Here is a 23,815-nt window from a genome sequence, read left to right as displayed (position 1 = left end):
ACGTATTGAGGAGAGAATACTTTGACAACAAAGAAATTGGGAGTCCCATTAGAAGGTTTCGCCGAGTTCAGCAAAACTGCTGCCACAGAAGGGGCGGTATTGCTAAAAAATGATTTGCAAGCCCTTCCTTTACTTCCGCAGGATACCGTATCGGTATTCGGAAGAACCCAGATCAACTATTACCGCAGCGGAACCGGTTCCGGCGGAAGCGTGAATGTAACGCATACGACGAATCTGCTGAATGGACTGCGCGGCAAGGACGGAATTCAGCTGAATGAGGATTTGGCTCGCGTATATGAACAATGGATTGAGCAGAATCCTTTTGACAACGGGGGTGGCGGTTGGGCCGCAGAACCGTGGCATCAGAAGGAGATGCCGCTGAGCGATGAGCTGGTGGCCTCGGCAAGAAGCAAATCCTCGAAGGCTGTTGTGGTTATCGGCCGTACCGCTGGGGAGGATCAGGATAATGCCATTGCTCCGGGCAGTTATCTGCTGACAGATAATGAGAAGGATATGCTCTACAAGGTAACGCATCATTTTGAACAGACGATTGTAGTGCTCAACGTATCCAATATTATTGATATGAGCTGGCTGAACGATAGCCGCTACACCTACCCGATTGCCAGTGTGATCTATGCATGGCAAGGGGGCATGGAGGGCGGCAATGCAATTGCTGACGTGCTCGCAGGCGAAGTATCGCCGAGCGGCAAGCTCACCGATACGATCGCTTACCGGATCGAGGATTATCCCTCAACCAAAAATTACGGCGGTGAGTTGAAGAGCATCTATGAAGAGGACATTTATGTCGGCTATCGTTATTTCGAGACATTCTGTCCGGAGAAGGTTCAGTATGAATTTGGCTTCGGGCTTTCCTACACGACATTTGCTTATCAACTGGGAGAAGGAAGAATTCTCAACAAATCGGATGGAGATGTCATCGAGGTCGATGTGACGGTTACGAATACAGGGGATATCTATGCAGGTAAAGAGGTGGTCCAGCTCTATTATGAAGCCCCTCAGGGCAAGCTGGGCCAGCCTGCAAGAGCGCTTGCTGCATTTGCTAAGACACGCACCCTGAAGCCGGGAGAATCCCAGCGCCTAACCCTGAGCTTCCCCGTTCGCCGTATGGCCTCTTATGACGATGCCGGCATTACGGGATACCGTTCGGCTTATGTGCTTGAAGCAGGGACTTATATTATGCATGTAGGGACAAGCGTGAAAAATACGGCTGTGGCAGCCATTGGCGGTCAGGACGGATATTCGATCAGCTCGCTTCAGGTTATCCAGCAGCTTCAAGAGGCGATGGCTCCGGTAGAGGGCTTCTCCCGATTGAAGCCGGGCGCGCGGAGACCGGATGGAACCTATGAAGCGGATTATTCTGCGGTTCCGGTTAGAACCGTCTCGATGGAGGAGCGCATTGAACGCAATCTTCCGAAGAGTCTGGAGCAGACGGGAGACCAGGGCTATAAGCTGAAGGATGTTCAAGAAGGCAAGGTAAGCATGGAGACCTTCATTGCACAGCTTAGCAATCAGGATTTGGCGGCGATTGTCCGCGGCGAGGGCATGAGCAGTCCGCTGGTTACGCCGGGAACGGCTTCGGCATTCGGCGGTGTAAGCGATTCGCTGCTCAGCTATGGCATTCCTGTGGGATGCACGGCTGACGGACCGTCCGGCATCCGGATGGACAGCGGCCTGAAGGCGACCCAGGTTGCGATCGGCACCTTGCTTGCGGCTACCTGGAACGTCGAGCTTGTAGAAGAACTGTACATTATGGAAGGCCAGGAGCTGCTGAGAAATGAGATTGACGCGCTGCTGGGGCCAGGACTGAATATTCGCCGCAGCCCGCTGAATGGCCGGAACTTCGAATACTTCTCGGAGGATCCGTTGATTACCGGAGAATTCGCCGCGGCGTGCACGCGCGGAATCAAGCAGGGCGGCTCCAACGCGACATTGAAGCATTTCGCGTGCAACAATCAGGAGAAGTACCGGACAAAAGTCAATGCGGTCGTCTCCGAGCGAGCGCTGCGCGAGATCTATCTGAAGGGCTTCGAGATCGCGGTGAAGGAAGCAGGGGCCAATTCGATTATGACCTCCTACAATCCGATCAATGGTCATTGGGCTGCATCGAACTATGATCTGAATACGACGATCCTGCGCGGAGAGTGGGGCTACACAGGAATTGTGATGACTGACTGGTGGGCGCTTATGAATGATGTTGTAGAGGGCGGCGCGCCAAGCAACAAATACACGAACTGGATGGTTCGGGCTCAGAACGATCTGTACATGGTAGTGAACAACTATGGCGCGGAGATTAACTCGCTGGATGACAACACCCTGGAATCGCTGGAAAATGGGACTCTGACAGTCGGGGAATTGCAACGCAGCGCCATGACCATCTGCAACTTTTTGATGCATGCGCCGGTATTCTCCAGAGAGCAGATTATTGAAGAGAAGGTCGTCACAGTCGCCGCTAATCCGATTGCTGCTGCGCAGGAGCTTTCCGAAGAGGGACGACTTCACCCATCGGCGAAGGAGCCGACCTTGTTCCAGGTGACGGAAGGCGGCCAATACCGGATTATTGTCAATATCATGTCGCCGGACAATAATCTGGCGCAAAGCGCATGTAACCTGATTCTGAACAACCAGGTGGTTACGACAATTCAGACGAACGGCACGGATGGCAGATGGATTAAGCAGAAGCTCGTGAAGGTGGAGCTGGAAGCCGGCGGATACGAAATGACGTTTGATCATACCAAGCCGGGCATCCAGCTGGACTGGATCGAGCTCAAGCGCACATTTTAAAAGAAGCCCGGGAACTGCTATAATGTTACTTATTAAAGGACATTATTGAGTCAGGGGAGTAGGAGAGCATGAGGGGATACAATTTTTCACGCCCGTTGATGTTGATTGCGATCGCAGTCTTGACGAATTTTGCTGTTACGTCCATATGTATGCTGTTTGGAATGAATCAGGATTCGGCAAGCAGTCTAGGAACGATGGCCATGGTATTAGCCGCTCTCTGGGTATTCTCGCGGCAGAGAAAGAAGCGTCAATGACAATCATTTGAAGGTTTGAATAAATCTGTCCACTCCTGGGCATTTTCTTAATGAACACCATTGCGAGGAGTGGGCAGACATGAGAACAATGAACAATATCGCGCTTACGCTTTTGATCGTGGGAGGGCTCAACTGGCTTTTGGTTGGTCTGTTCCAGTATGATCTGGTAGCAGCCATCTTTGGCGGACAGAGTGCCATGCTATCCCGAATCGTCTACGTCATCGTCGGACTATGTGCGCTTTACTCGCTCAAGTTCTACGGCGACGTGAACGAAGAGGAGCGGGCCCGCTGAGGCTAAGCCGCGGAGGATGAGCAATAATGAATGAACGGCCGCTCAGGACTTCCTGAACGGCCGTTTTTCATTTGCTGGTGGAGAGTTACAATTCATCAGCAATGCCGAGCAGCGCGATACCGATCATGACGACAACAATGACTCCATACTGAAGCTTGCTGAGCCGTTCCTTCAGGAAGAGTCGGGACAGGATAACGGAGAATATGCTGTACGAGGCAATCAATGGCGCAGCGATAATCGCGTTATTGGCCATCGCGAAGACGTAGAAGAACTGGCCGATCGTCTCGAAGATGGCAGCATACCCTTTCACACGCTCACGGAACAGATGGAAGGACTGCTTCTTGATCCATTTCAAATAAATAAAGGCGATGACTGCACAGAGGAAAAAGGTAAATTCATAAGCAAGCAGCGCCGCATCCTCGCTGATGAGACTGAGCTCATCCAGATAGATCCCATCGGCAAAGGTGCCCAGCCCGTCAATGATGCAGTAAAGAATAGGGAACAGGACCGCCATGACTCCGATCTGATATTTCTTATCCAGAACGGCGGAATCCGCCTGGAGCAGGCGAAGCTCCTGTCTTTTCTCCAATACAGCGATAGCCACCACACCGCCGGTAATAAGAATGATTCCCGTGACCTGAATGCCGCTTAGAACATGGGTGAAGAAAATAAAAAGCAGGATCGTCGTCACTGCACCGGAGGAATTCTGCACGGGCGAAGCGATGGAAAGTTCCATATACCGCAACCCGATATAGCCCAGGGTCATGGATAGAATGTAGAGCGCTGACACCGGCAAATATCGGAGCATATCGAGGGGGTCAAAATCGATTCCTTGAATGAGCATGTAGGAGAAGGCGTGAATTCCCATCACCAGACCGACCATAATAACGATCTTGATATGGCTGTACCGGTCCTCCGGATCGCTTCCTTTCTTATAAAATAAATCCGCCGCGCCCCAAGCGAAGGCGGTAAGCAGAGCAAATAGAAACCACATAACAATACTCCCTCCTGATTCCAGTCGACTTTGTGAAAACTGTATCATTATATATGCCGTTGTGAAATTGTCAAGGGGAAGACGCCGGAATGTACCTGGATTCATTGACATAAAACATGTAGAGTGGTATCGTCGAACTGACCTCTACCAGCATTTTGAAGTTGATAGAAATCGATATATATTTCGTGAAAGCTCTTCGCAGGAAGGGTTTTTTCAATTTATATTATCTTATAAGAAAAGAATGTGATTCTATGAAACAGCTCAGATTAAGCCCTAAATACAATAATTTTCTCGAAAGACACCTGTCGGGTGAGACGATGGATTACCGCCAGGTTATTGCTTTGTTCCTGCCGATCCTGATTGATCAGGCCTTCATTGTCGGCTTGAACCTGGTAAATACAGCAATGATCAGCTCCTCGGGTGTGGCGGCTGTCAGTGCAGTGAACATGGTGGATTCGATCAATATGTTCCTGATCAATGTCTTTGTGGCTATTGCTACGGGGGGGACTGTGGTAGTCGCCCAATATAAAGGCAGCGGGAACCAATTGATGGTGTCTAAGTCTGCCGCCGGCAGTGTTACGGCAGTCTCGCTCACTGCGCTGGTAATCGGCATGTTCCTGGTCGTGTTTCACACCCCGATTCTCAGCCTGCTCTTCGGGGGCGCGGATGCGGACGTACTCAATAGCGCGCGAACGTATCTGATCGGGAGCGGCGTGTCATACATGGGGATTGCCATTGTGCAAGCCGTGTGCGGTGCATTGCGCGGTATAGGCAAGTCGAGAGCTTCTCTGGCATTATCGCTGATTACGAATCTTCTGTATGTATTGCTCAATGTACTGTTTATCAATGTACTCGACATGGGTGTATTCGGGATGACGTTATCCGTCAATATTGCCCGCTATGCAGGAGCAATATGCGCACTGTATTATATATTCAAGCTGGATGCGGCGCTGCATTTGGGCATACGCGATCTCTTTACCCTTCCGTTGTCCATGCTGCGCAAGATTATGTTCATCGGTGTGCCATTTGCCGCCGAGCAAATGTTCTTTAACGGCGGTAAACTGCTGACCCAGGTGTTCATTGTCAGCCTGGGAACGTATGCGATAGCTACCAATGCCATAGCCGGATCGCTTGCAGGAGTGCTGCAAATTCCTGCGGGTGCGTTATCCTTGACGATTGTAACGGTCGTAGGACAATGCATCGGGAGAGGCAATGTCGCAGATGCCCGAAAATTCATCAAGTCATTTCTGGTGATTGGCTCCGTCACCTTGTTCTTGATCGGTATTATCATTATGCCGTTCTTCTATCCGCTTGTCGGTATCTTTGAGCCGCCAACTGAAATTGTCCATGATATTTTCATCATTCTGCTGATCAATACTATCGTTCAAATCTTCCTTTGGCCGATCAGCTTTATTGCTCCTTCGGCGCTTCGCGCCGCCGGCGATTCCAAGTTCACTTCGATCACTTCCATGCTGACCATGTGGTTGTTCCGGGTCGTGCTCGGTTATCTGCTGGGGATTACCTTCAACTTCGGCATATTAGGCGTCTGGCTGGCTATGAACTGCGAATGGGGGGTTCGCGGGGCTATCTTCATGTGGCGTTACCGCGGGACCAAGTGGTATCAGCATAAGCTGATCTAGAACGGGAGGAGATGTTCATCATGTTGCCTTATAACACACTGATTCATCAGGTTCCTACGAGAAGAAAGGCTGTTGCCATCACCTTTGATGATGGACCGAATCCTGTATATACGCTCCAGGTGATGGAAGTCTTTCGAAAGGTTCAGGGAAAGGCAACGTTCTTCATGATTGGCAGTCAAATGGAGCAGCATCCCGAGATGGTTCGGGCGGTCCATGCAGAGGGCCATGAGATCGGCAACCACTCCTTCACCCATCCTGCAATGACGAAGCTTCAGAAGCCGGAAGCGAAGGATGAACTTGTTCAAACAGAGGCGTTGATCGAACAGTTGACAGGCGTGAAGCCCAAGGTTTTTCGTCCGCCCTATTTCGACCAGAACGAGATGGTCGGCAGCGTATCGGAAGATATGAAATATCACATGATGGGCGCGCTGAATTCGGAGACGAATGATTGGGAAATGCCGGGTGTGGAGCATATTCTGGAGAAAACAAGAAGTGAAGTCAGGCCAGGGAGTATCTTGATCTTTCATGATGGCTTTGATGACCGTTCCCAGACGATTGAGGCAGTATCCATTCTGGTGCCCGAGCTGACCGCTGATGGATATGAGCTCATTACGGTCAGCGAGCTAATCTCATCTGCTCTGTAATACAGGATAAGCCGCTGGTATAGAGGTCTATACCGGCGGTTTTTTTATTCGACAATCTAATTTGTCATAGCGCGTTTTTTTGCAAGTTGTTGTACAATGGCCTTAGGAGCATGAGACTATTTTCCTACTCCAATGGGGGAGCTTCCATGATGAATTTTGTCGGAAAAAAGGTTAGGGATGATGTAGTCAGTGATTTAGGTGTGACATTAATCCCTGCGGGAAGTATGCTGGATGAGGAATTGATCGGGATGTTGGGCAATCATCGGGTTGATCTATATAACTTGGAGCTTCTGAACCCGGCCCCCAACCCGGTCATTAATTTTGTGGATCAGGCCGTGCTGCGGTCAAAGGAATTATTCGAGTCCATCGGGCTGACAGGCAAGGTGCCTGTGGAAGATGTTAAGGGAGAGGTGATTCCTCTCGTCCTTCAAGTCTCACAGCACTCTAATCTGTTCCAGCTCTTCGAATCGGTGAAGGCCGTCGACGAGTATACCTATCAGCATAATATCGGAGTCGGCATCCTATCCACGCTCATTGGCAGATGGATGGAGCTGCCGGATGAGGAACTGGAGATCCTGTCTCTGGCTGGAACGCTGCATGATGTAGGCAAGGTGTACATACCGGCCGACATCCTTAACAAGCCGGATAAGCTGACGAGTGAGGAATATGAGCAAGTCAAGCTGCATGCCGAGTTCGGTTATGACCTGCTGTGCAGGGTTCCCTACTTGGATCCCCGCATTCCGCTCGCCGCGCTTCAGCACCATGAACGCAATGATGGCCGCGGCTATCCGCTTGGAGTCAAGGAGCATGAGATCGAGCTGTTCAGCAAGATTATAGCTGTGGCAGATATTTTCCATGCCATGTCCTCCCGGCGCTCCTATCATGAGCCTAGAGCATTTTATCAGATCGTGGAGCAGATGCGGGACGGCATCTTCGGCCTGCTCGATCCGGTGATCGTCACCTTGTTCCTGGATAAAATATTGGAGAAGCTGATCGGTGAGATGGTGCTGCTGACGGATGGACGTATCGGTGAAGTCATTAGCTTGAATCCGCATCAGCCGCTAGCTCCCCTCGTGAAAGCAGGAGAAGAATTCATCGATTTAAGCCGAAGAACGGACATACATATTAAAAGCATTTTTATACCCGATTAGTACCGGGCCGCAGGGAGAATGAGATGATAGCGAAAATCCCGCTTCTAACGGACAGTAGGAAGCTTTATAGAAAAGTCATAACTACATATTGGATCATATTGTTTCTTTCTCTCTCGGCAGAATGGATTGGGGCTTTATTGTGGTTAGAAGGGAGAGTCGAGCTGTTAGGCTGGGAATATCTCATGGAGAGAATTATTGTGCCCACGCTGACTCAGCTTGCAATTATCGGGACGAATGAGATCTTGTATTATCGTTCCATGGAGAAGCCGGAATGGGCCGTGCTTAGCGGGACGCTGATCGCGGCCGCCTTAATGATCGGCAACCAGGGATTGCATCTGGAATATATTCTGGTGCTTCCAATCCTGGTGTCTCTCTTTTTCTTCAGGAAAAGACTGCTGTACTTGGCGTTTATATCGAATTTGTTGATCTTCTTCTTTATTTATAACGGCTTTCCCGAGTTCAGAACGATAATGACCCCCTATGATCTCTGCACCTTTTTCGCTATTATGCTCGGCATTCTGTATATCGCACTGCAGATCATTGCGCAAGGCAAGCAAATGATTGCTGATTTTATGCGCATGGTGACCTCGGAGCAGGATTTGGTGGTGAAGAATGCGGTCATGGAACGGCTTGCCAAGATTGATGCGCTGACCGATTTATACAATCACAAGACGATGCATGAATATTTGGAGCAGTTGATCGAGCAAAGCAACAATAACGCCATGCCTTTGCAGCTGGCGATCATGGACATTGATAACTTCAAGAGTGTGAATGATACATATGGACATGCTGTGGGAGATGTTGTGTTGAGCCGGGTGGCCCAAGCGGTGAAGGATGCATTGTCCCAGAATGAGATCATTGCTAGATATGGCGGCGAGGAATTCGTCGTTATTTTTCCCGGCAAGACCTTATTCGAAGCCTATCAGGAAATGGAGCAGACCCGGGAACTTATTTGTTCAATAGCGCATGACGAAATGAAGGGGAACCGAATCTCGGTCAGCATTGGCGTGGCGGAGCATGTGCGCGGCAAATCCAGTTCCACCTTGTTCGAGGAAGCGGATGCTTGTCTGTATTATGCAAAAAAACACGGCAAGAACCAGACGGTGGCCAAGCAACATGCCAGAAAGTCATCCGGTTCTTCCGTGTAGCTGTATAACAACAGGCTGCGGGCTAGATTTCCGGCCAGTTTCCGCTGCCTGACAAATATTTCTCCGTTAAGATCGAGAGTAATTGAATGCCTACCTCATTATGTCCTCCTTCGGGAATGATGAGGTCTGCATATTTCTTGGAAGGCTCAATAAAAGCCTCATGCATCGGCTTGACGGTGGCCAGGTATTGCTGGTGAATGGAATGAATAGAGCGTCCTCTCTCCTCCATATCCCGCAGCACGCGGCGAAGAAGCCGGACATCGGAATCGGTATCGACGAACACTTTAATATTGAGCATATTGCGCAGCTTCTCATCGTACAGGACGAAGAGTCCCTCAACAATGGCGATCCGGTTCGGCTTCAGCACGATGTTCTCCGTTGTGGAACGGGTATGGTTGGTGAAGTCATATACCGGCGCAGCCGCAGTTTGCTTGTTTCTCAGCATCAACAGATGTTCGATCAGCAACTCATTGTCAAAAGCAAACGGATGATCATAGTTCGTCAGAACCCGCTGATCCATCGTCAAATGCGATTGATCCTTGTAATAATTATCTTGTGAGATGAATGTAACCTTATCCGGCCCGAGCTGCTCGATTACGGAGCGGGCCACCGTCGTTTTTCCAGAGCCGGTGCCGCCGGCGATACCGATAATTAGCATGGTGATTCGAATAACCCCCTAGGTGTTTTCCCGTTGAACATTCCCGTATTGTAGCATAGTGAGCGACATTTTTCACCCTCATTGATCAAGTTCAAGAGCATTCATGTCGAATAGACATTCAACGGGCCATTCCATAGGAAAATCTTAGAAAATTGCTTGAATTCCATGTCAAAATCCATAGAAAATTCACAACGGGTGTAGTAATATTGTCCTATAAATCGGAATCATTACATACAAATGGGGGTCGTTCGCTTGCTGCATAGTCTGAAGTGGAAACTGATTGTTTTCTTTGCTTCACTGCTGCTTATTTCCGGATTCGTGCTTACGTATACCGTATACAATTCATCCGAGAAATTGCTCATGAACTCCATTGGCACGCAAGCATTGCAGGTTGCTGAGCATGCGGCAGCTATGGTGGAAACGGAGCAATACAAGACGATTATTGATGAAGGTGAAGCTGCGGCTTATTACCGTACGCTTCGCGAACAAATGAGCGAGGTTAGAGAGGCTAACGGACTGGATTATTTGTACATTATGCACCGTAGGGATACGGGCGGATCCTACGAATATTACTATGTTGTTGATGGAGCGGCATTGGACGCAGCGGATGAGGAAGTATCGGGTTTTGGGGAAGTAGAGACAGAGTTCTATCCGTCTTTGGAGGCGGTCTATGACAGCAAGCAGGAGCAGTTGGGTGAAATGACGTCTTCAGAGGAATATGGAGAGACGATGACCTCTTACGTACCAATTCGGGATACTAATGGAGAAATTCTCGGTGTCATGAGCGCCGATTACAATGCTTCGGAGGCGTATGCACTGCTTCAGAACACGCGCAGCCGGATCATATGGATCTCGGTCGGCATTCTGGCAGCCGCATTAATCCTTACGTTCCTAATGGCACGCTCACTGGTTAATCCACTGATCCGTATAAAGCGTGATATGCACAAGGTGCAGACGGGTGAACTGGGCGTGAAGACCGAAGTTCTGGGCAAAGGCGAGATCGCGGATCTGGGGCAGTCATTTAACCGGATGTCAGAGGATTTGAGATCCATGATCATTGGTATTAAAGACAGCTCGGGAATGATCGGAGATTCTGCCCAGGTTCTATTCAATAATGTCGGTAAATCCCGCAAGCTTGGCGAGAGTATTTACAGTCTGTCGGTAGAGGTCTCTGAGGGCGCGGATATTCAGCGTAAGGCAGCGGAGGATACCTCGAGAGCCATGGATGAGGTCGGCTCGGGCGTACAGCGGGTAGCGGCATCTTCAGCGCTTGTTGCCGAGAGTTCCGCAAAGGCGGCCAGTATGGCGGAGCAAGGCTCTATCGCGGTCAAGCATACCGTTAAGCAAATGGATAAAATCCACAACGCGACAAAACGGGTAGTCGAAGATATTGATGCAGTAGCCGAAAAATCGGAGGAAATGAGCGAGATCATTGAGGCGATCCAGGACATTTCAGCCCAGACCAATCTTCTCGCGTTGAATGCCTCGATCGAAGCCGCTCGTGCGGGTGAGCATGGAAGAGGCTTTGCTGTTGTCGCTGACCAAATCCGTAAGCTGGCGAACCAGTCCGGCAACTCCACCCTGCGAATTGCAGAGCTGATTAATGAGACGATTCAAGGCGTGGAGCGTGCAGTAGAGGCTGCAAGACAGGAGTATATTGAGGTTGAAGCGGGCAGAAGTGTGGCTCAAGCCGCCGGGGAAGCCTTCCAGCTTATTCAGCAGGAAGTGAATGTGGTGGCAGGAGAGGCGCAGGAATTTACTGCTGTCGCTGAAGAAATTGCCGCTGCGGCGGAGGAGGTGGCTGCTTCCGTTGAGGAAATCTCGCGGCTGTCCGGCAGAGCGTTCTCCTCGGCAGAGCAAATGACCGGTGCTGTGGCAGAGCAGGATCAAGCCGGAGAAGCAACCTGGGTGTCTCTGACCGAGCTTCAGGAGAAGGGGAAGCAGCTTGAACGGTTGACGGAACGCTTTAAAGCATAGACTGTTCCTATAATTTTTGATCCTACGGGAGGAAGCATGATGGTATCATGCTTTCATCCCGTTTTTTTATAAAAAGGGTTGACAGTTTTATTCCCGAGTCATAACATAGGAATACAAGGAAATTAATTTTAAACTCATTGACTGCACCGGATAATCGGAAGAAGAAAATCTACTGGACCACCAGAGATTTAGTGAACGCATAAGCTGCGTTTGCTAAGTCTTTTTTTATTATCTGAATCGCAGCCAACGCCGAAAGGATGGATGACTCCATGAAAAAATTTGCAATCTTTCTGCTGTCCTCGATACTTGTATTGTCCTCGCTGACCTATGCAGTGGTATCGGTGAGCAAGAATACCCGGAGTGCGAGCGCGTCAGCCCTTCACGAACCGGATAAAGATTCCTCCGAGCCAATACCTCAACCGGAACAAGCCGAAGCGAATCAAGCGGACACCAAATCGGACCCGACAATCGTGGAACAGGCTGAGGCTGCAGCCGAGGCCGAGACAGATGCTCCTGCAGCTTCGGAAAAGAGCAAGGCCGAAGAGCAAGCTGCTCAAGAACAAACAGCAAGCACAGCTCAATCGGCCACTGCTCAGGCTCAAGTAAGTGCAGCGGCCAGCCCGGCCAAGCTCGAAACGGTAGAGAAGCCGGATCCGGCAGACAAGAGCGGCGTACAGGAGCAAGTGAAGAAGACAACTGCAGCCCCCGCTGCGAAAAAGGAAGCAACGAATTCCAATGTGGCAGCGGCCGGAAATGCAGAGAAAAAGGATACAGCCAGCATATCGGAAGCGTCCGCTACAGCCTCGGCCCCGGTAAGCGGCACCTCGGCGGAGAAGACGATAACTCCTGCTTCCTCGGAATCGGCGACGGTAACTCCGGCAGCTCCAACTGCACCGGCAACGCCAGCACCAGCAGCCCCGGAGCCGGCAGCAACACCGAGCCCGGCACCTGCATCGAGTTCTTCGACAGACCCGGATGAGGACTGCTAACAAACCAGGCTTAAACCTAAACCCATAAAACTTCTATGAATGTGAGGGAACACTATGAAAGCAATCATCCAAACCCGGAGAATTCTGGCGGTCCTGTTAACGCTCGTATTGGCAGCTCCTCTTGGTCTGATCCATGCCAATGCTGCCGATAAGGGCGCTGTAAGCCAATCGCGGGCGCTTCAAGCAGAAGTGAATCAATTTAATTACTTCGATCAGGTCTATCCTAGATTAAACGATAAGAATCATGTGTTCAAAACGGCTACATATGAGGATATCGTGCATCTCTTTGAGAGCGAGGGCAACTTTGCGGTGCTGTTTGGCGGCGCTTGGAGCGGCCAGACCCAAGCAACCATCGGCTTTATTAATCAAGTTGCAAAGGAGCAAGGGATCAAGACAATCTACAATTTTGACACCAAGCTGGATGGAACTGCGCTGGATATTGCGGATACCGGCAGCCCTTATGCTTATAAATATGTCGACCTGGCCAACAAGTATCTGAAAAACCTGAACTTGTATGACAAGGATATTGCCGCAAATAACGTCAGCTATCAAAAAGAAGACGGCACAACGGTTGCAGCCAATAAGATTAATGCTCCGTTTTTGTTCATCTACAATAAGGATCACAAGGGAAATGACGGAGAACCGGCACCGATCGTGTCCTATTTGAATGAATCGAAGGTGTGGGAGGATTTCCTCACGAATGGAGCATTGGATGCTTCAAAGGTGACGGCCTATAAAAAATTGGTCAGCGATACGCTTGGAACTGTAGCAAATTACAGTGTCATTGATGAGTCCGACTACATTAAAGAGGCCTTTAACCTGAATTACGCCGGAGAGAACCCGGGGAAAGTTATATTTAACGAGCAGGATGCAGATTTGGTCTATGAACACGTAACCTATCATCAACTGAAGGAAATCCTAAAGAGCAATGGCAACTATCTTCTCTTCTTTGGCGGCTCTTGGTGCCCAAATACTCAAGCTCTCATTAAGTATGTCAATGAATACGCGAAAGAGCATGGCATAGAGAAAATCTATTTCTTTGACACGAAGCTGGATGGCGGAGTGGAGGTCAGAGAAGCGGGTAATAATACCGGAGGTCCAAAGGGAGATAATCCTCATTACACCGAGGTGCTCCAAATCCGGACGACGGATCATCCTTACGCCAAATTGTATGTCGACCTGGTGAATAATTATTTGACCAATATCATTACTGAAAACAATTCCGCAGAAACTCCGAGAACCATCAATTATACGAATACCTTCGGTCAAGTGGTGTCGGGAGATCGGCTGCAGGTTCCTTACCTGTTCTCCTACAATCGCAGCAACAAAGACGTGAATGGAACCAGCGCTCCGATTCTGGGCCACATTGAACTCATGTATTCCTGGAGTAATATCCAGCCCGACTATGTGAAGGAAGGAGAAGATTTCGTTGCGGGCGCAAGATATCAAAATCTGATTAAGGCATTGGATGCCCTCTTTGCCAGACTGGAGGCAACGACGGTTCGCCTAACTTCGACCAAGGCGACTTCATCAACGAATGCAGACGGAGCGATTAATGGGACTTCTACGGCACTGGAATATAGACTTGTTGGGGAATCGGAATATAAAAAGGTGACCGGAGGCTCGATTACAGGCTTGATCCCGGGAACATACGAGGTTCGGTATGCCTCCAAACCAGGCTACCAAGGCCCTACTACGAAGGATGGAGCGACCGCCAAGCTCTACCCTGCGGGCCAGGCGGTACAGATTCAAGTTCGTTCGGGGGAATACGCCGATGTCTCGGCGGATGCTTGGTATTATCCGGCCGTTGACTATTTGGCCTCCCGGAACATCACCGCGGGAACAGAGAGCGAAGGCTTTGGTCCGAATGTGAAGTTGAACCGTGGGCAATTTGTAGTACTTCTGCTGAAGGCTTATGGTATCCAACCGGAAGCTGCTGGCGCAGACAACTTTGCTGATGCGGGCGATACTTACTATACCGGCTATTTGGCGGCGGCTAAGCGGTTAGGAATCGCGGGGGGCTCCGGCGATAATCGCTTTAACCCGGAAGCGGAAATTTCCCGTCAGGATCTGGCTGCATTGTTGTACCGCGCACTGGGGGTACTGGATCGCCTCCCGGCCGGAGCAACGGCGGGAACGCTGGAGGGATATAGTGATGCAGCGAACATTGCCGGCTATGCCGAGCCTGCGTTTACTGCGCTGGTGAAGGCAGGGATCATTGGGGGGAACGGGGGAAAGCTGAATCCTGAGGGGACATCCACCCGTGCCGAGACTGCACAAATTTTGTATAACCTGCTAACAAAATAGGACGCACTCAAATTGCATAAGTGAGAATTGTCTAACTAAATCCGGGCCTTGGGCAGCATTGCCATCTGGTCCGGATTTTTTTGTAGGGGTATGTATTGTTCTAAATCATGATCTCCCTTGGAACCGATGCCCGTCTTCTTTATACTGGAGTCAGAATGGAAGAATGCCCGAGACGGGAAGGAGCTTATCTAACGATGAACGAGCCAAAAGATCAAAAAGAACATGCAACCCCATTACAACAAAGCCTGGTTGATGCGTTTAATCAGACGCAATACCGCTTGTCCGGTCATGGGCCAAGGAAGGTGGAGGTTTTAAAGCGCGCTTTCGAGGGGATTTCGGACGATATGGACAGCGATATGTATGGTAAAGGGGAGGCTATTGAACAATTTCAGCGGGAAATGGCGGAGTATTTGGGCAAGGAGAGTGCGGTGTTTTTTCCCAGCGGGACTATGGCCCAACAGATTGCCCTGCGGATTTGGTGTGACCGGGCGGATAACAAGCGGGTTGCTTACCATCCTCTGTGCCACTTGGAAATTCACGAAGAGGATGGACTCAAGGAGTTGCATGGCATTAAGCCCATTCTGTTGGCGGACAGCGGACGCCTGATCAAGCTGGAAGATGTGGAGTCATTGGCCGAACCGGTCGCCTGCCTGCTTCTCGAGCTGCCGCAACGCGAAATCGGCGGGCAATTGCCGGCGTATGCCGAGTTAGAGGATATTTCTGCCTATTGCCGCAGCAAGGGAATCAAGCTCCACTTGGATGGAGCAAGACTGTTCGAAATATTGCCCTACTACAACAAGACTGCTGCCGAGGTATGTGCGCTGTTCGATAGTGTCTATGTTTCCTTCTACAAGACCATCGGCGGGTTGGCCGGGGCGATTCTGGCAGGCGAATCACAGTTTACGGAGGAGTCGAAGATATGGAAACGGCGCCATGGCGGAGATTTGATCAGTCTTTACCCTTATATTTTGAGCAGTAAATATTATTTTGCGGAACGGATTGGCAAGATGGGGCAGTATTACCGGGGGGCCGTTGGACTGGCGGCACGTTTTGAGGATTGTCCAAATGTTTCGGTGCGTCCTCCGGTTCCGGTATCAAATATGTTCCATATCCACTTTGCAGCGCCGAAGGAGAAGATGGAGCCGATGCTTTGCTCGGTGTATGAGAAGAGTGGAGTGGGGCTGACGGGCCATCTGCGGGAAGCCGAAGGCGGGAAGTCCTGCTATTTCGAATTTAGTGTCGGCGATCAGGCAGCTCATGTGCCGGCTGAACGAATCGACGAAATGTTCCGTCAGTTGGCTGATTTATCCTCGTCAATATAAGTATGCAGGCCAAACCTCCTCTTTAGGGTATATAGAATGTGTAGAGAAGTACAGACTGTGTAGTATTGTTCCATTACTGATGATCTGAAAGGAATTGATACGATGCTGCGTACAAAAATGATTTGCACACTCGGCCCTGCATGCGAATCACTGGAGACCATTAAGGATATGATTCGGGGCGGAATGACGGTAGGCAGACTTAATATGGCACATGGCGAACCGGCGGAGCATATTCGGCGGATTCAATTAGTCAGACAGGCAGCGAAGGACCTAGGGACATTTGTGCCGATCATGATGGACATCAAGGGGCCGGAGGTGCGTATAGGCAAATTGAAGGAAGCCTCCTGCCAATTGATTGCCGGCGAGGAACTGGTGCTGACGACGGAAATCCTCGACGGGGATTGCCACCGGGTATCCGTGAATTATCCGGAACTGCCTCAAGTGATTCAGGAGCATGATCGGATTCTGATCGACGATGGACTGATTGAGCTAAAAGTGATTGCCGTCGAAGGGAGCACAGAAATCCGCTGTCTTATTGTAAGCGGAGGGATGCTGAAGCCGCGCAAGGGAGTTAACCTGCCAGGCATACGAACTACGCTGCCAGGCGTTACGGAGCGGGATATCGGACATATTGCCTTTGGTGTGGAGAACGGGATTGAGATGATCGCTGTGTCTTTTGTGAGAAAGGGAGACGATATCAGGCAGGTTCGAAATATTCTGGAGAATAGCGGAGCAGGTCATGTCCAGATTATTTCCAAGATAGAGAACGAGGAAGGAATTCAAGCTTTGGACGACATCATTGAAGCCTCGGACGGCATCATGGTGGCCCGCGGCGATCTTGGTGTAGAAGTGCCTGTCGAGCAGGTGCCGATGATGCAGAAGGAAATGATCGATAAGTGCAACATGGCGGGTAAGCCGGTCATCGTGGCTACACACATGCTGGAATCAATGCAGCTCAACCCTCGCCCGACTCGGGCGGAAGTGAGCGATGTGTTCAATGCGGTGATCCAGGGGGCGGATGTAGTGATGCTGTCGGGGGAATCGGCGGCCGGCAAATATCCGGTTCAATCGGTTCAGACGATGGCCAGGATAGCGCAGCAAGCAGAAGGCACGATCGACTACAGGGAACAGTTCAGCCTTCGAAGAAGCCAGCATACCGCTAATATTACCGAGGTCGTCAGCCAAAGTGCGGTCAGCGCTTCCCTGGAGCTGGATGCCAAAGCAATTCTGACGTCGACGCAGAGCGGGTTCACGGCACGGATGGTATCGAAATATCGTCCAAAGGCTCCGATCCTGGCTATTACTCATCATCCTCACGTATTGGCGAAGGTATGCCTGCTGTCAGGCGTATTTCCACTTCAGGGGCCATCTGTATCGACTACCGATGAAATGTTCCACACGGCCATCGAGACAGCAGTTCAAACCGGGTATGTGAATAAAGGCGATACCGTAGTTCTGTCTGCCGGACTGCCTCTGGGTCAACCGGGCACCACCAATCTGCTCCAAATCCAGCAGGCTTAATATACAAATTTTCGTTGTGCCCAGTAACTGAACAGGAACAGAATAGCTTCAGTCAGGAGCTTGGCAGGAACAATCGGCAGTGCCATTAAGGTGTGAAGAAGGGATAATAGCCCATAGTTGAGCATCATTATGAGCAGTACCAGTGCAAAGTATCTCGGCATCGACCGGGTAACGGTGGATGGGCGCTCTTTTTTACGAAATACGACACTTCGATTCATGGCATAGTTCATACTGGAGCTGCATGTCCTCGCTCCAATCACAGCGAAGAGCAGGCTGCCGGTTGCCTGCTTTAGCAGCAGCAATAAGATGAAATCGATGAGGGCCGCAATCAGAGAAGAGGCGCTGAATAATAGAATGGGCTTGTAGACCCGGAAGGAATCCTTAAGCGGATGGAAATGAGAGGACCGGTTCTTGTCGATGTATACGGTGTCGATAAAAACCTCCTTCATTGCAATTTCCTTCTTATGGGCAGCCAGCAACAAATTCATCTCATATTCAAACCGGTCTCCCGGAATATTGCACAGCCATTTAAGCATGTCTGGCGAATATCCGCGGAGGCCTGTTTGCGTATGAAGACCGCTGCCGGTCATCAGGGCATATACGCTGCGGATAACGGCATTTCCGAATCGGCTTCGCAGGGGAACCTTGCCCTTGAAGCGGCGGCTGCCGAGCACAATCCCTCCGTACTCGGACAGCACCATTTTCTGTTGCTCTTTCGTGACTTTGGTGAAGATTGCATCGGATGAAATTCACTCCTTTAATCTTTCAGATCCATGCTTAGGCATAGGGTTATGTTACTTGGCCTATCTGAAAAAGAACTGAGTACAAGCGGAAAGCGAGCTTAATCTTTCAATCGCTTGCTTTCGTAGGAGCTGGTTGCATACACTTAGGGAAGGTGGTTCTTTATAGTAACCAGGGTCAAATCCTATACCAAGGAGGAGCAAGCATGGGGACGGCTGAGTGGACAAGTGAGGCAGTGGGAGAAGTGATTGCTTCGCAGCAAGATTTCATTGCTGCCGGCGGCACTAGAACACTGGAATTCCGCAGAGCGCAGCTTCTGAAGCTCAAAGAGGCTGTGAAAAGTCATGAATCGGAGATCCGGGAGGCGCTGCTGCAGGATCTAGGCAAATCCGAGTTTGAGGGCTACATGACGGAAATCGGATATTTATACGATACGATCAGCTATACTCTTAAGCATTTGAAACGCTGGATGAGGCCACAGCGCGTCAAGACGCCGCTGGTTCACTTCGGTTCAAAAAGCGCCATTTACCGCGAGCCCTATGGCTCGGTACTGATTATCGGACCGTTCAACTACCCGTTCATGCTGATGCTTGATCCGTTGGTCGGAGCGCTTGCTGCCGGGAATTGTGCGGTACTCAAGCCATCGGAATATACTCCGCATGTCTCTGCCGTAATCGCACAGATGGTCTCTGCTTATTTCAGTCCGGATATCATTCAAGTGATTGAAGGCGGAAAGGAGACGACCTCGGAGCTGATTCATGCTCCGTTCGATTTGATCTTCTTTACCGGCAGCCCGGAGATTGGCAAGGTAGTTATGAAGGCAGCGGCAGAGCGCTTGGTGCCTGTGGTTCTGGAGTTGGGCGGAAAGAGTCCGTGCATTGTCGATGCAGATGCCGATTTGGAGCTGGCTGCAAAGCGGATCATTTGGGGAAAGTTCGTCAATATGGGGCAGACCTGTGTGGCGCCGGATTATGTTTTGGCCCATCGAAATATTAAACAAGCCTTGATAAAGAAGCTGAAGCAACAGATCACCACCTTCTATGGTGAGATTCCCCGGAAGAGTCCTGATCTTGGGCGAATTGTGAATGAACGTCACTGGGACAGGCTTAACGGACTGTTGGATGCCGAGAAGGTGGTCGCGGGAGGAGACGGCAACAGAGAAGAGCTATATCTTGCTCCTACAATCATGGACGGAGTTACATGGGAGGATCCGGTCATGCAGGAGGAGATTTTCGGACCTATTCTGCCTATACTGGAGATGGACCATCTGGATCAGGCCATACAGATGATCCATCGTCGTCCCAAGCCGCTGGCATTGTATCTATTCACCAAAAGCAAGCACTCAGAGCGCGAAGTGTTAGGGCAGGTATCCTTTGGCGGAGGATGCGTGAATGATGTGTTGATGCACCTGGCGACCCCCTATTTGCCCTTTGGCGGGGTTGGAAACTCGGGGATGGGCTCGTACCACGGCCATTACAGCTTCGAGGCGTTTTCTCACCGGAAAGGTGTGCTGCACAAGTCAACAAGCTTTAATCCGGACATGATGTATCCGCCTTATACTCCGAAGAAGCTGCAGCTCGTCAGACGTTTTCTGAAATAATCTTAATCCCAATGAACAGGAGGAGTTCAAATGAAATATCGTAGACTTGGCAAGACTGAGCTGGAGGTGTCCGTGATTGGTATCGGAACCTGGCAGTTTGGAGGAGAGTGGGGAATCCAGTTCGATCAGAAGGATGTGGATTCCATTCTGGATAAGGGGCAGGAGCTTGGAATCAATCTGATCGATACGGCGGAATGCTACGGAGACCATCTCTCGGAATCGCTGATTGGAGATTATCTGTCCCGGCGTAAACGGGAGGACTGGATCGTAGCTACGAAGTTCGGACATCACTTCCATGAACGCTTTACCAGAACCGATGTATTTGGAGCGAAGGAAGTATTGGAGCAACTGGACAAATCTCTTAAAGCACTGCGTACGGACTATATTGATGTCTATCAATTCCATTCCGGTCCGGATGCGGTATTTGATAATGATGAACTATGGACGGTACTGGACAAGCAGAAGCAGGCAGGGAAAATTCGCCATTTGGGGACTTCCATCGGGAACAATGATAATCTTCATCAGACGGATGCTTCGACCAAGGTCGGCTCCGAAGTAATCCAGGTTGTCTATAATCGATTGGATCGCGTTCCTGAACAGCGGGTATTTCCGTCCTGTGAACGCCAGGATCTGGGCGTATTCGCACGGGTTCCGCTGGCAAGCGGTTATCTTAGCGGCAAATATAAGCCAGGGGCTGTATTCGACAGCACGGATGTCCGCCACCGGCATGACCCTGAGGCAACTCGCCGCAAGCTGGAAGAGGTGGAACGCATCGCTCAAACCGAGGTTCCGGAAGGCGTAGATATGGCTCAGTGGGCATTGGCCTGGTGCCTTCGTCACCCGGCGGTCACCGCCGTCATTCCGGGCTGCAAGAATCCGGCCCAGGTCGAGGCCAATGCAGCTGCGGTTCAACTTTAATATCAGAGGGAGTAAGGCGGGCAACTTGTGAAAATAGTTAAACGTAAGAGGGCGAGGTAGATGGGGCAACGTGTGAAATGTACTTTTGATCGCAGTTGTTCACGAATTTCTTTAGCTGGACTAAGTTATAACAAGGGAGAAATTCGCTCACAAAGGCGAACGCTCCGCTTCTGCAGTACACTCACAGTTATGCCCTGACCACTTCACCTTTGCAGTTCAATTGCAATGCAGTTTGCACATAGCTGAGCCATAAGCTGCATTGCAATAATTGCACTGCTATTAACTTACCTCCCTGACATACAAGCAGGAGATTAAGCGCAGCCTTGGGCTAAGCGCGAACGGCAGCTTGCGCGATGGCTTATGCACGACATCAATGACCTACCGCGCCTAAAGTTGCACTTCCGTCTCACGATGCTCCGGTCTTGGCGAAAACTTCGCTTGTCCCACAGACCTTCCAATTTTGCACCGAACTTACTTTCCCCACTTGCTCATACACATTTCGATCACGCTCCAGTGAAATTACTTCCCTTAAAATCTTCATGAACCCGCTTTTAGTGAAAAAACTTACCTTAGATCGCCAGTAATTAGCAAACCCCGTGTTTCAGTCCACTTTAAGTACAAAAATTTCACTATACCCGCATTTCTATCATTTCCACAGAATTTAAGGTAACTTTTTTCACTGCATGCGTAAGACTCAAATTTTCATGCGGTAAAACGATCAGTTGTTCGCGGATTCCTTTAATTAGATAAAATCTAAAATTGTAGGAATCCGCTCGCCAAGGCGAACGCTTACGAGCTTATGCTCCTGAAGCAGCTTTCTTGCAGAAAGCTTTCACTTCAGCGATCGTAGGCACACTTCACACGTTGCCCCAGCACGCAGAATCATTAGTTCCGCTTTAAATATTGTGCTGAACGCTTGCAAGAACTGCGACGATGGAGCGCTGGGTTTATCTTCTGAAACAGCTCCTTTTCCGCGGAATAACAAGAAAATTGTCGAATTATATTACCTTTTATAACTATAAATGCAATATTATGATAAATTTAAACATAATAACTAAAAAACTATTGATTTTTTACATAATTCTTATTGACGAATGGAGAATACACGAATATAATTCCATATATATACATCATATGCTAGATTCTGGATGAAAATTTTTGAGGCCTAGATGCGAGATTCCGGGGGTGATAGCCATTTGATTTCCACAACCACGATTCGCGCAGAATTAGAAGATCACATCAAGCAGAGGGGGACAACCCTTCATCAGTTTGCGGAGCTTGCGGAAGTGAATGTCGGAACCTTAAGCGGCATTATCAGTGGAAATCGACCAATTTCAGTAGGACAGTTGGATCGAATCACCACAGTTATGGGGTTTCCGGAAGGGCATTTTTACGATTTGTATGTCAATGAATGCCTGATCCCACCCGGTGCCCATTGGCGGCGTCTAAGACCTTTTTTACTTCGATGCGCCGAGCTGGAGAGATACGACTGTCTCAAGCAAGTGTTGAACTGTTTGTTGGAGGACTTGAAGCAAATTGGCGGTATTTATGATACGGCCGAGATGATGTTCAGCGAAGGCTGGAAGCAAGCCGCTTCTCTTTTGTATGAAAGTGTCATCGAATGCGAGAGATCCAATCACTCCGAACGGCTGGCTATGAGCTACTTCAGGCTGTATCAAATTTTTCAGAACGACGTCATTAAAGGATTCAAGGCTGCGATGCAATTTTTGCCTTACAGGTATCGCGTGCCTGAAGCTATCTCTCTGGATGGCTTGCTGATGCTGACCGAGACTTATGCAGTCAGGCTGGATTGGGCAGAGGTTGAGAATTATGCCTGTGAACTTAGGACGTTGACCAGAGTGATGTATGACAAGAAAATATGGAAAGACCCCGAATTCACCCCTGTGAAATCGCTCGTCTATTACTATGGGAAAGCCGCATTATATATTGCTGGTGCCTATGAGTATCGGGGACGATACGAGGAATCCCGAAAATGGATTGACGAGTACGCAGATCTGAGTTGGTTTGAAGGCTTGGATGAGGCGGGGAAAGCAGAGATTGAGCAACTAAAAATCTTTGCAAGGGCAAACTTTATTTGCTTGGATATCAAATCCGGCAATCGCTCGAGAATTCCGGAATATATTGAATTTTTGGAGCAGCATCCGGACGAGATTGTTGAAGGATTGATTACTTTAGTAGAGTCGGCAAATCGCCATCATTTTTTTGTCGATGATGCCATCACTAGGTTTTCAAGCCAGATTGAGAAATACCGATTTAGCGGCAAGGACCGTTGGCTATCCAGCAGAATGAGTACAGATAATAACACCAAAGCGCCTCCTTACTATTTCAGATACTCTGTCTTTTTCCAGGATTATGCCCTGTATAATTTCAGAAAAGGTCTGTTTCGGGAAGGGATTAAGGATATTTTATACAGCATGAGAGTGTCCCTAAAATTGAGCAGCAAGGATCTACTTACTAATAGCATGGCGATCTTTGAGCTTTACAGGCAGTATGCTTCAGAGGCACAGTGCAAGGAATATTCTAAACTTTGTAGAGAGGTGTGGGAAAATGAAAAAGAAAATATCTTGGGTGGTTTCGGCTTCGCTTATGTTTAGCTTTGCGGTAGTAGGTTCGAATGTTATTACAACCTTTATGCATGGTTGGGGCTAAGCATTCAGTTAATCAAATAAGCTTGAGAATGGGATTGGCAACCGGCCAATCCCATTTCCTTCCTATCAGAAAAGGTTTGATTTCAAAATTTGGGATATTTTATCAGTTGCAAAATGTTTCAATATGCAATTTTTAGCAACAATGACTAATATATTCATAGGGTGAGATACTTATGAATAATAAGGAG

The 23,815-nt window shown here is 49.5% G+C and carries 18 protein-coding genes; 15 read left to right on the top strand and 3 right to left on the bottom strand.

The window, feature by feature from the left end; all coding sequences use genetic code 11:
- Nucleotides 1-21 precede the first annotated feature (21 nt).
- The 3 genes from KQJ23_RS01175 to KQJ23_RS01165 all read left to right on the top strand — a co-directional run bounded on the left by KQJ23_RS01175 (nucleotide 22) and on the right by KQJ23_RS01165 (nucleotide 3,348).
- Nucleotides 22-2,802, top strand: a complete 2,781-nt coding sequence (locus KQJ23_RS01175; protein ID WP_216476768.1) for a glycoside hydrolase family 3 protein — start codon at nucleotides 22-24, stop codon at nucleotides 2,800-2,802.
- Between the two features lie 68 nt (nucleotides 2,803-2,870).
- Complete coding sequence (locus KQJ23_RS01170; protein ID WP_216476766.1) at nucleotides 2,871-3,056, top strand: hypothetical protein; 186 nt, start codon at nucleotides 2,871-2,873, stop codon at nucleotides 3,054-3,056.
- A 79-nt stretch (nucleotides 3,057-3,135) separates the two neighbouring features.
- Nucleotides 3,136-3,348, top strand: a complete 213-nt coding sequence (locus tag KQJ23_RS01165; RefSeq protein ID WP_044480508.1) for a DUF378 domain-containing protein — start codon at nucleotides 3,136-3,138, stop codon at nucleotides 3,346-3,348.
- Nucleotides 3,349-3,433: 85 nt separating this feature from the next.
- Here KQJ23_RS01165 and KQJ23_RS01160 read toward each other — a convergent pair whose 3' ends face one another.
- Nucleotides 3,434-4,342: an EamA family transporter gene (locus KQJ23_RS01160; protein WP_216476764.1), complete on the bottom strand. Its 909-nt coding sequence runs from the start codon at nucleotides 4,340-4,342 to the stop codon at nucleotides 3,434-3,436.
- Between the two features lie 251 nt (nucleotides 4,343-4,593).
- On the opposite strand from KQJ23_RS01160, the gene KQJ23_RS01155 reads away from it, so the two are divergent.
- From KQJ23_RS01155 to KQJ23_RS01140, 4 genes are all read left to right on the top strand, one after another.
- Entirely contained in the window at nucleotides 4,594-5,982 is a 1,389-nt protein-coding gene (locus KQJ23_RS01155) for an MATE family efflux transporter (protein ID WP_216476763.1), read from the top strand.
- Nucleotides 5,983-6,002: 20 nt separating this feature from the next.
- Nucleotides 6,003-6,626: a polysaccharide deacetylase family protein gene (locus KQJ23_RS01150; RefSeq protein WP_216476758.1), complete on the top strand. Its 624-nt coding sequence runs from the start codon at nucleotides 6,003-6,005 to the stop codon at nucleotides 6,624-6,626.
- Nucleotides 6,627-6,736: 110 nt separating this feature from the next.
- A complete protein-coding gene (locus KQJ23_RS01145; protein ID WP_249529412.1) occupies nucleotides 6,737-7,777 on the top strand; it encodes an HD-GYP domain-containing protein in 1,041 nt (346 codons plus the stop codon).
- A gap of 182 nt (nucleotides 7,778-7,959) precedes the next feature.
- On the top strand, nucleotides 7,960-8,925 hold the full coding sequence (locus tag KQJ23_RS01140) for a GGDEF domain-containing protein (protein ID WP_216476753.1): 966 nt from the start codon (nucleotides 7,960-7,962) through the stop codon (nucleotides 8,923-8,925).
- Nucleotides 8,926-8,947: 22 nt separating this feature from the next.
- Here KQJ23_RS01140 and udk read toward each other — a convergent pair whose 3' ends face one another.
- Nucleotides 8,948-9,583, bottom strand: coding sequence for a uridine kinase (gene udk, locus KQJ23_RS01135; protein ID WP_216476752.1), 636 nt, complete (start codon nucleotides 9,581-9,583; stop codon nucleotides 8,948-8,950).
- 252 nt (nucleotides 9,584-9,835) lie between these two features.
- Between udk and KQJ23_RS01130 the strand changes: the two genes are divergently transcribed.
- From KQJ23_RS01130 to pyk, 5 genes are all read left to right on the top strand, one after another.
- Nucleotides 9,836-11,560 (top strand): methyl-accepting chemotaxis protein, encoded by a 1,725-nt coding sequence (locus KQJ23_RS01130; protein WP_216476748.1) that lies wholly within the window; start codon nucleotides 9,836-9,838, stop codon nucleotides 11,558-11,560.
- A 269-nt stretch (nucleotides 11,561-11,829) separates the two neighbouring features.
- Nucleotides 11,830-12,549: a hypothetical protein gene (locus KQJ23_RS01125; protein WP_216476747.1), complete on the top strand. Its 720-nt coding sequence runs from the start codon at nucleotides 11,830-11,832 to the stop codon at nucleotides 12,547-12,549.
- A gap of 54 nt (nucleotides 12,550-12,603) precedes the next feature.
- A complete protein-coding gene (locus KQJ23_RS01120; RefSeq protein WP_216476746.1) occupies nucleotides 12,604-14,856 on the top strand; it encodes an S-layer homology domain-containing protein in 2,253 nt (750 codons plus the stop codon).
- A 194-nt stretch (nucleotides 14,857-15,050) separates the two neighbouring features.
- Nucleotides 15,051-16,178: a threonine aldolase family protein gene (locus KQJ23_RS01115; RefSeq protein ID WP_216476745.1), complete on the top strand. Its 1,128-nt coding sequence runs from the start codon at nucleotides 15,051-15,053 to the stop codon at nucleotides 16,176-16,178.
- Nucleotides 16,179-16,280: 102 nt separating this feature from the next.
- Complete coding sequence (gene pyk / locus KQJ23_RS01110; RefSeq protein WP_216476744.1) at nucleotides 16,281-17,699, top strand: pyruvate kinase; 1,419 nt, start codon at nucleotides 16,281-16,283, stop codon at nucleotides 17,697-17,699.
- Here pyk and KQJ23_RS01105 read toward each other — a convergent pair.
- On the bottom strand, nucleotides 17,696-18,400 hold the full coding sequence (locus KQJ23_RS01105) for a GtrA family protein (protein WP_216476743.1): 705 nt from the start codon (nucleotides 18,398-18,400) through the stop codon (nucleotides 17,696-17,698). The two genes, pyk and KQJ23_RS01105, sit on opposite strands and share 4 nt — an antisense overlap.
- A gap of 245 nt (nucleotides 18,401-18,645) precedes the next feature.
- On the opposite strand from KQJ23_RS01105, the gene KQJ23_RS01100 reads away from it, so the two are divergent.
- From KQJ23_RS01100 to KQJ23_RS01090, 3 genes are all read left to right on the top strand, one after another.
- Entirely contained in the window at nucleotides 18,646-20,040 is a 1,395-nt protein-coding gene (locus tag KQJ23_RS01100; RefSeq protein ID WP_216476742.1) for an aldehyde dehydrogenase, read from the top strand.
- 30 nt (nucleotides 20,041-20,070) lie between these two features.
- Nucleotides 20,071-20,958 (top strand): aldo/keto reductase, encoded by an 888-nt coding sequence (locus KQJ23_RS01095; protein WP_216476741.1) that lies wholly within the window; start codon nucleotides 20,071-20,073, stop codon nucleotides 20,956-20,958.
- Between the two features lie 1,196 nt (nucleotides 20,959-22,154).
- Nucleotides 22,155-23,573: a helix-turn-helix domain-containing protein gene (locus KQJ23_RS01090; RefSeq protein ID WP_249529411.1), complete on the top strand. Its 1,419-nt coding sequence runs from the start codon at nucleotides 22,155-22,157 to the stop codon at nucleotides 23,571-23,573.
- Nucleotides 23,574-23,815: the final 242 nt, after the last annotated feature.

The sequence above is a fragment of the Paenibacillus brevis genome (genome assembly GCF_018919145.1).
Taxonomy (GTDB): Bacteria; Bacillota; Bacilli; order Paenibacillales; family Paenibacillaceae; genus Fontibacillus; species Fontibacillus brevis.
The sequence above is the reverse complement of the archived record's forward strand: the minus strand, read 5'-3'. Positions and strand labels throughout refer to the sequence as shown.

Excerpts from the sequence above, each read along its gene's own strand:
- KQJ23_RS01170 (WP_216476766.1), top strand. The coding sequence starts at position 2,871 with ATGAGGGGATACAATTTTTCACGCCCGTTGATGTTGATTGCGATCGCA.
- KQJ23_RS01165 (WP_044480508.1), top strand. The coding sequence starts at position 3,136 with ATGAGAACAATGAACAATATCGCGCTTACGCTTTTGATCGTGGGAGGG.
- KQJ23_RS01160 (WP_216476764.1), bottom strand. The coding sequence starts at position 4,342 with ATGTGGTTTCTATTTGCTCTGCTTACCGCCTTCGCTTGGGGCGCGGCG.
- KQJ23_RS01155 (WP_216476763.1), top strand. The coding sequence starts at position 4,594 with ATGAAACAGCTCAGATTAAGCCCTAAATACAATAATTTTCTCGAAAGA.
- KQJ23_RS01150 (WP_216476758.1), top strand. The coding sequence starts at position 6,003 with ATGTTGCCTTATAACACACTGATTCATCAGGTTCCTACGAGAAGAAAG.
- KQJ23_RS01145 (WP_249529412.1), top strand. The coding sequence starts at position 6,737 with ATGAGACTATTTTCCTACTCCAATGGGGGAGCTTCCATGATGAATTTT.
- KQJ23_RS01140 (WP_216476753.1), top strand. The coding sequence starts at position 7,960 with ATGGAGAGAATTATTGTGCCCACGCTGACTCAGCTTGCAATTATCGGG.
- udk (WP_216476752.1), bottom strand. The coding sequence starts at position 9,583 with ATGCTAATTATCGGTATCGCCGGCGGCACCGGCTCTGGAAAAACGACG.
- KQJ23_RS01125 (WP_216476747.1), top strand. The coding sequence starts at position 11,830 with ATGAAAAAATTTGCAATCTTTCTGCTGTCCTCGATACTTGTATTGTCC.
- KQJ23_RS01120 (WP_216476746.1), top strand. The coding sequence starts at position 12,604 with ATGAAAGCAATCATCCAAACCCGGAGAATTCTGGCGGTCCTGTTAACG.
- KQJ23_RS01115 (WP_216476745.1), top strand. The coding sequence starts at position 15,051 with ATGAACGAGCCAAAAGATCAAAAAGAACATGCAACCCCATTACAACAA.
- pyk (WP_216476744.1), top strand. The coding sequence starts at position 16,281 with ATGCTGCGTACAAAAATGATTTGCACACTCGGCCCTGCATGCGAATCA.
- KQJ23_RS01105 (WP_216476743.1), bottom strand. The coding sequence starts at position 18,400 with ATGGTGCTGTCCGAGTACGGAGGGATTGTGCTCGGCAGCCGCCGCTTC.
- KQJ23_RS01100 (WP_216476742.1), top strand. The coding sequence starts at position 18,646 with ATGGGGACGGCTGAGTGGACAAGTGAGGCAGTGGGAGAAGTGATTGCT.
- KQJ23_RS01095 (WP_216476741.1), top strand. The coding sequence starts at position 20,071 with ATGAAATATCGTAGACTTGGCAAGACTGAGCTGGAGGTGTCCGTGATT.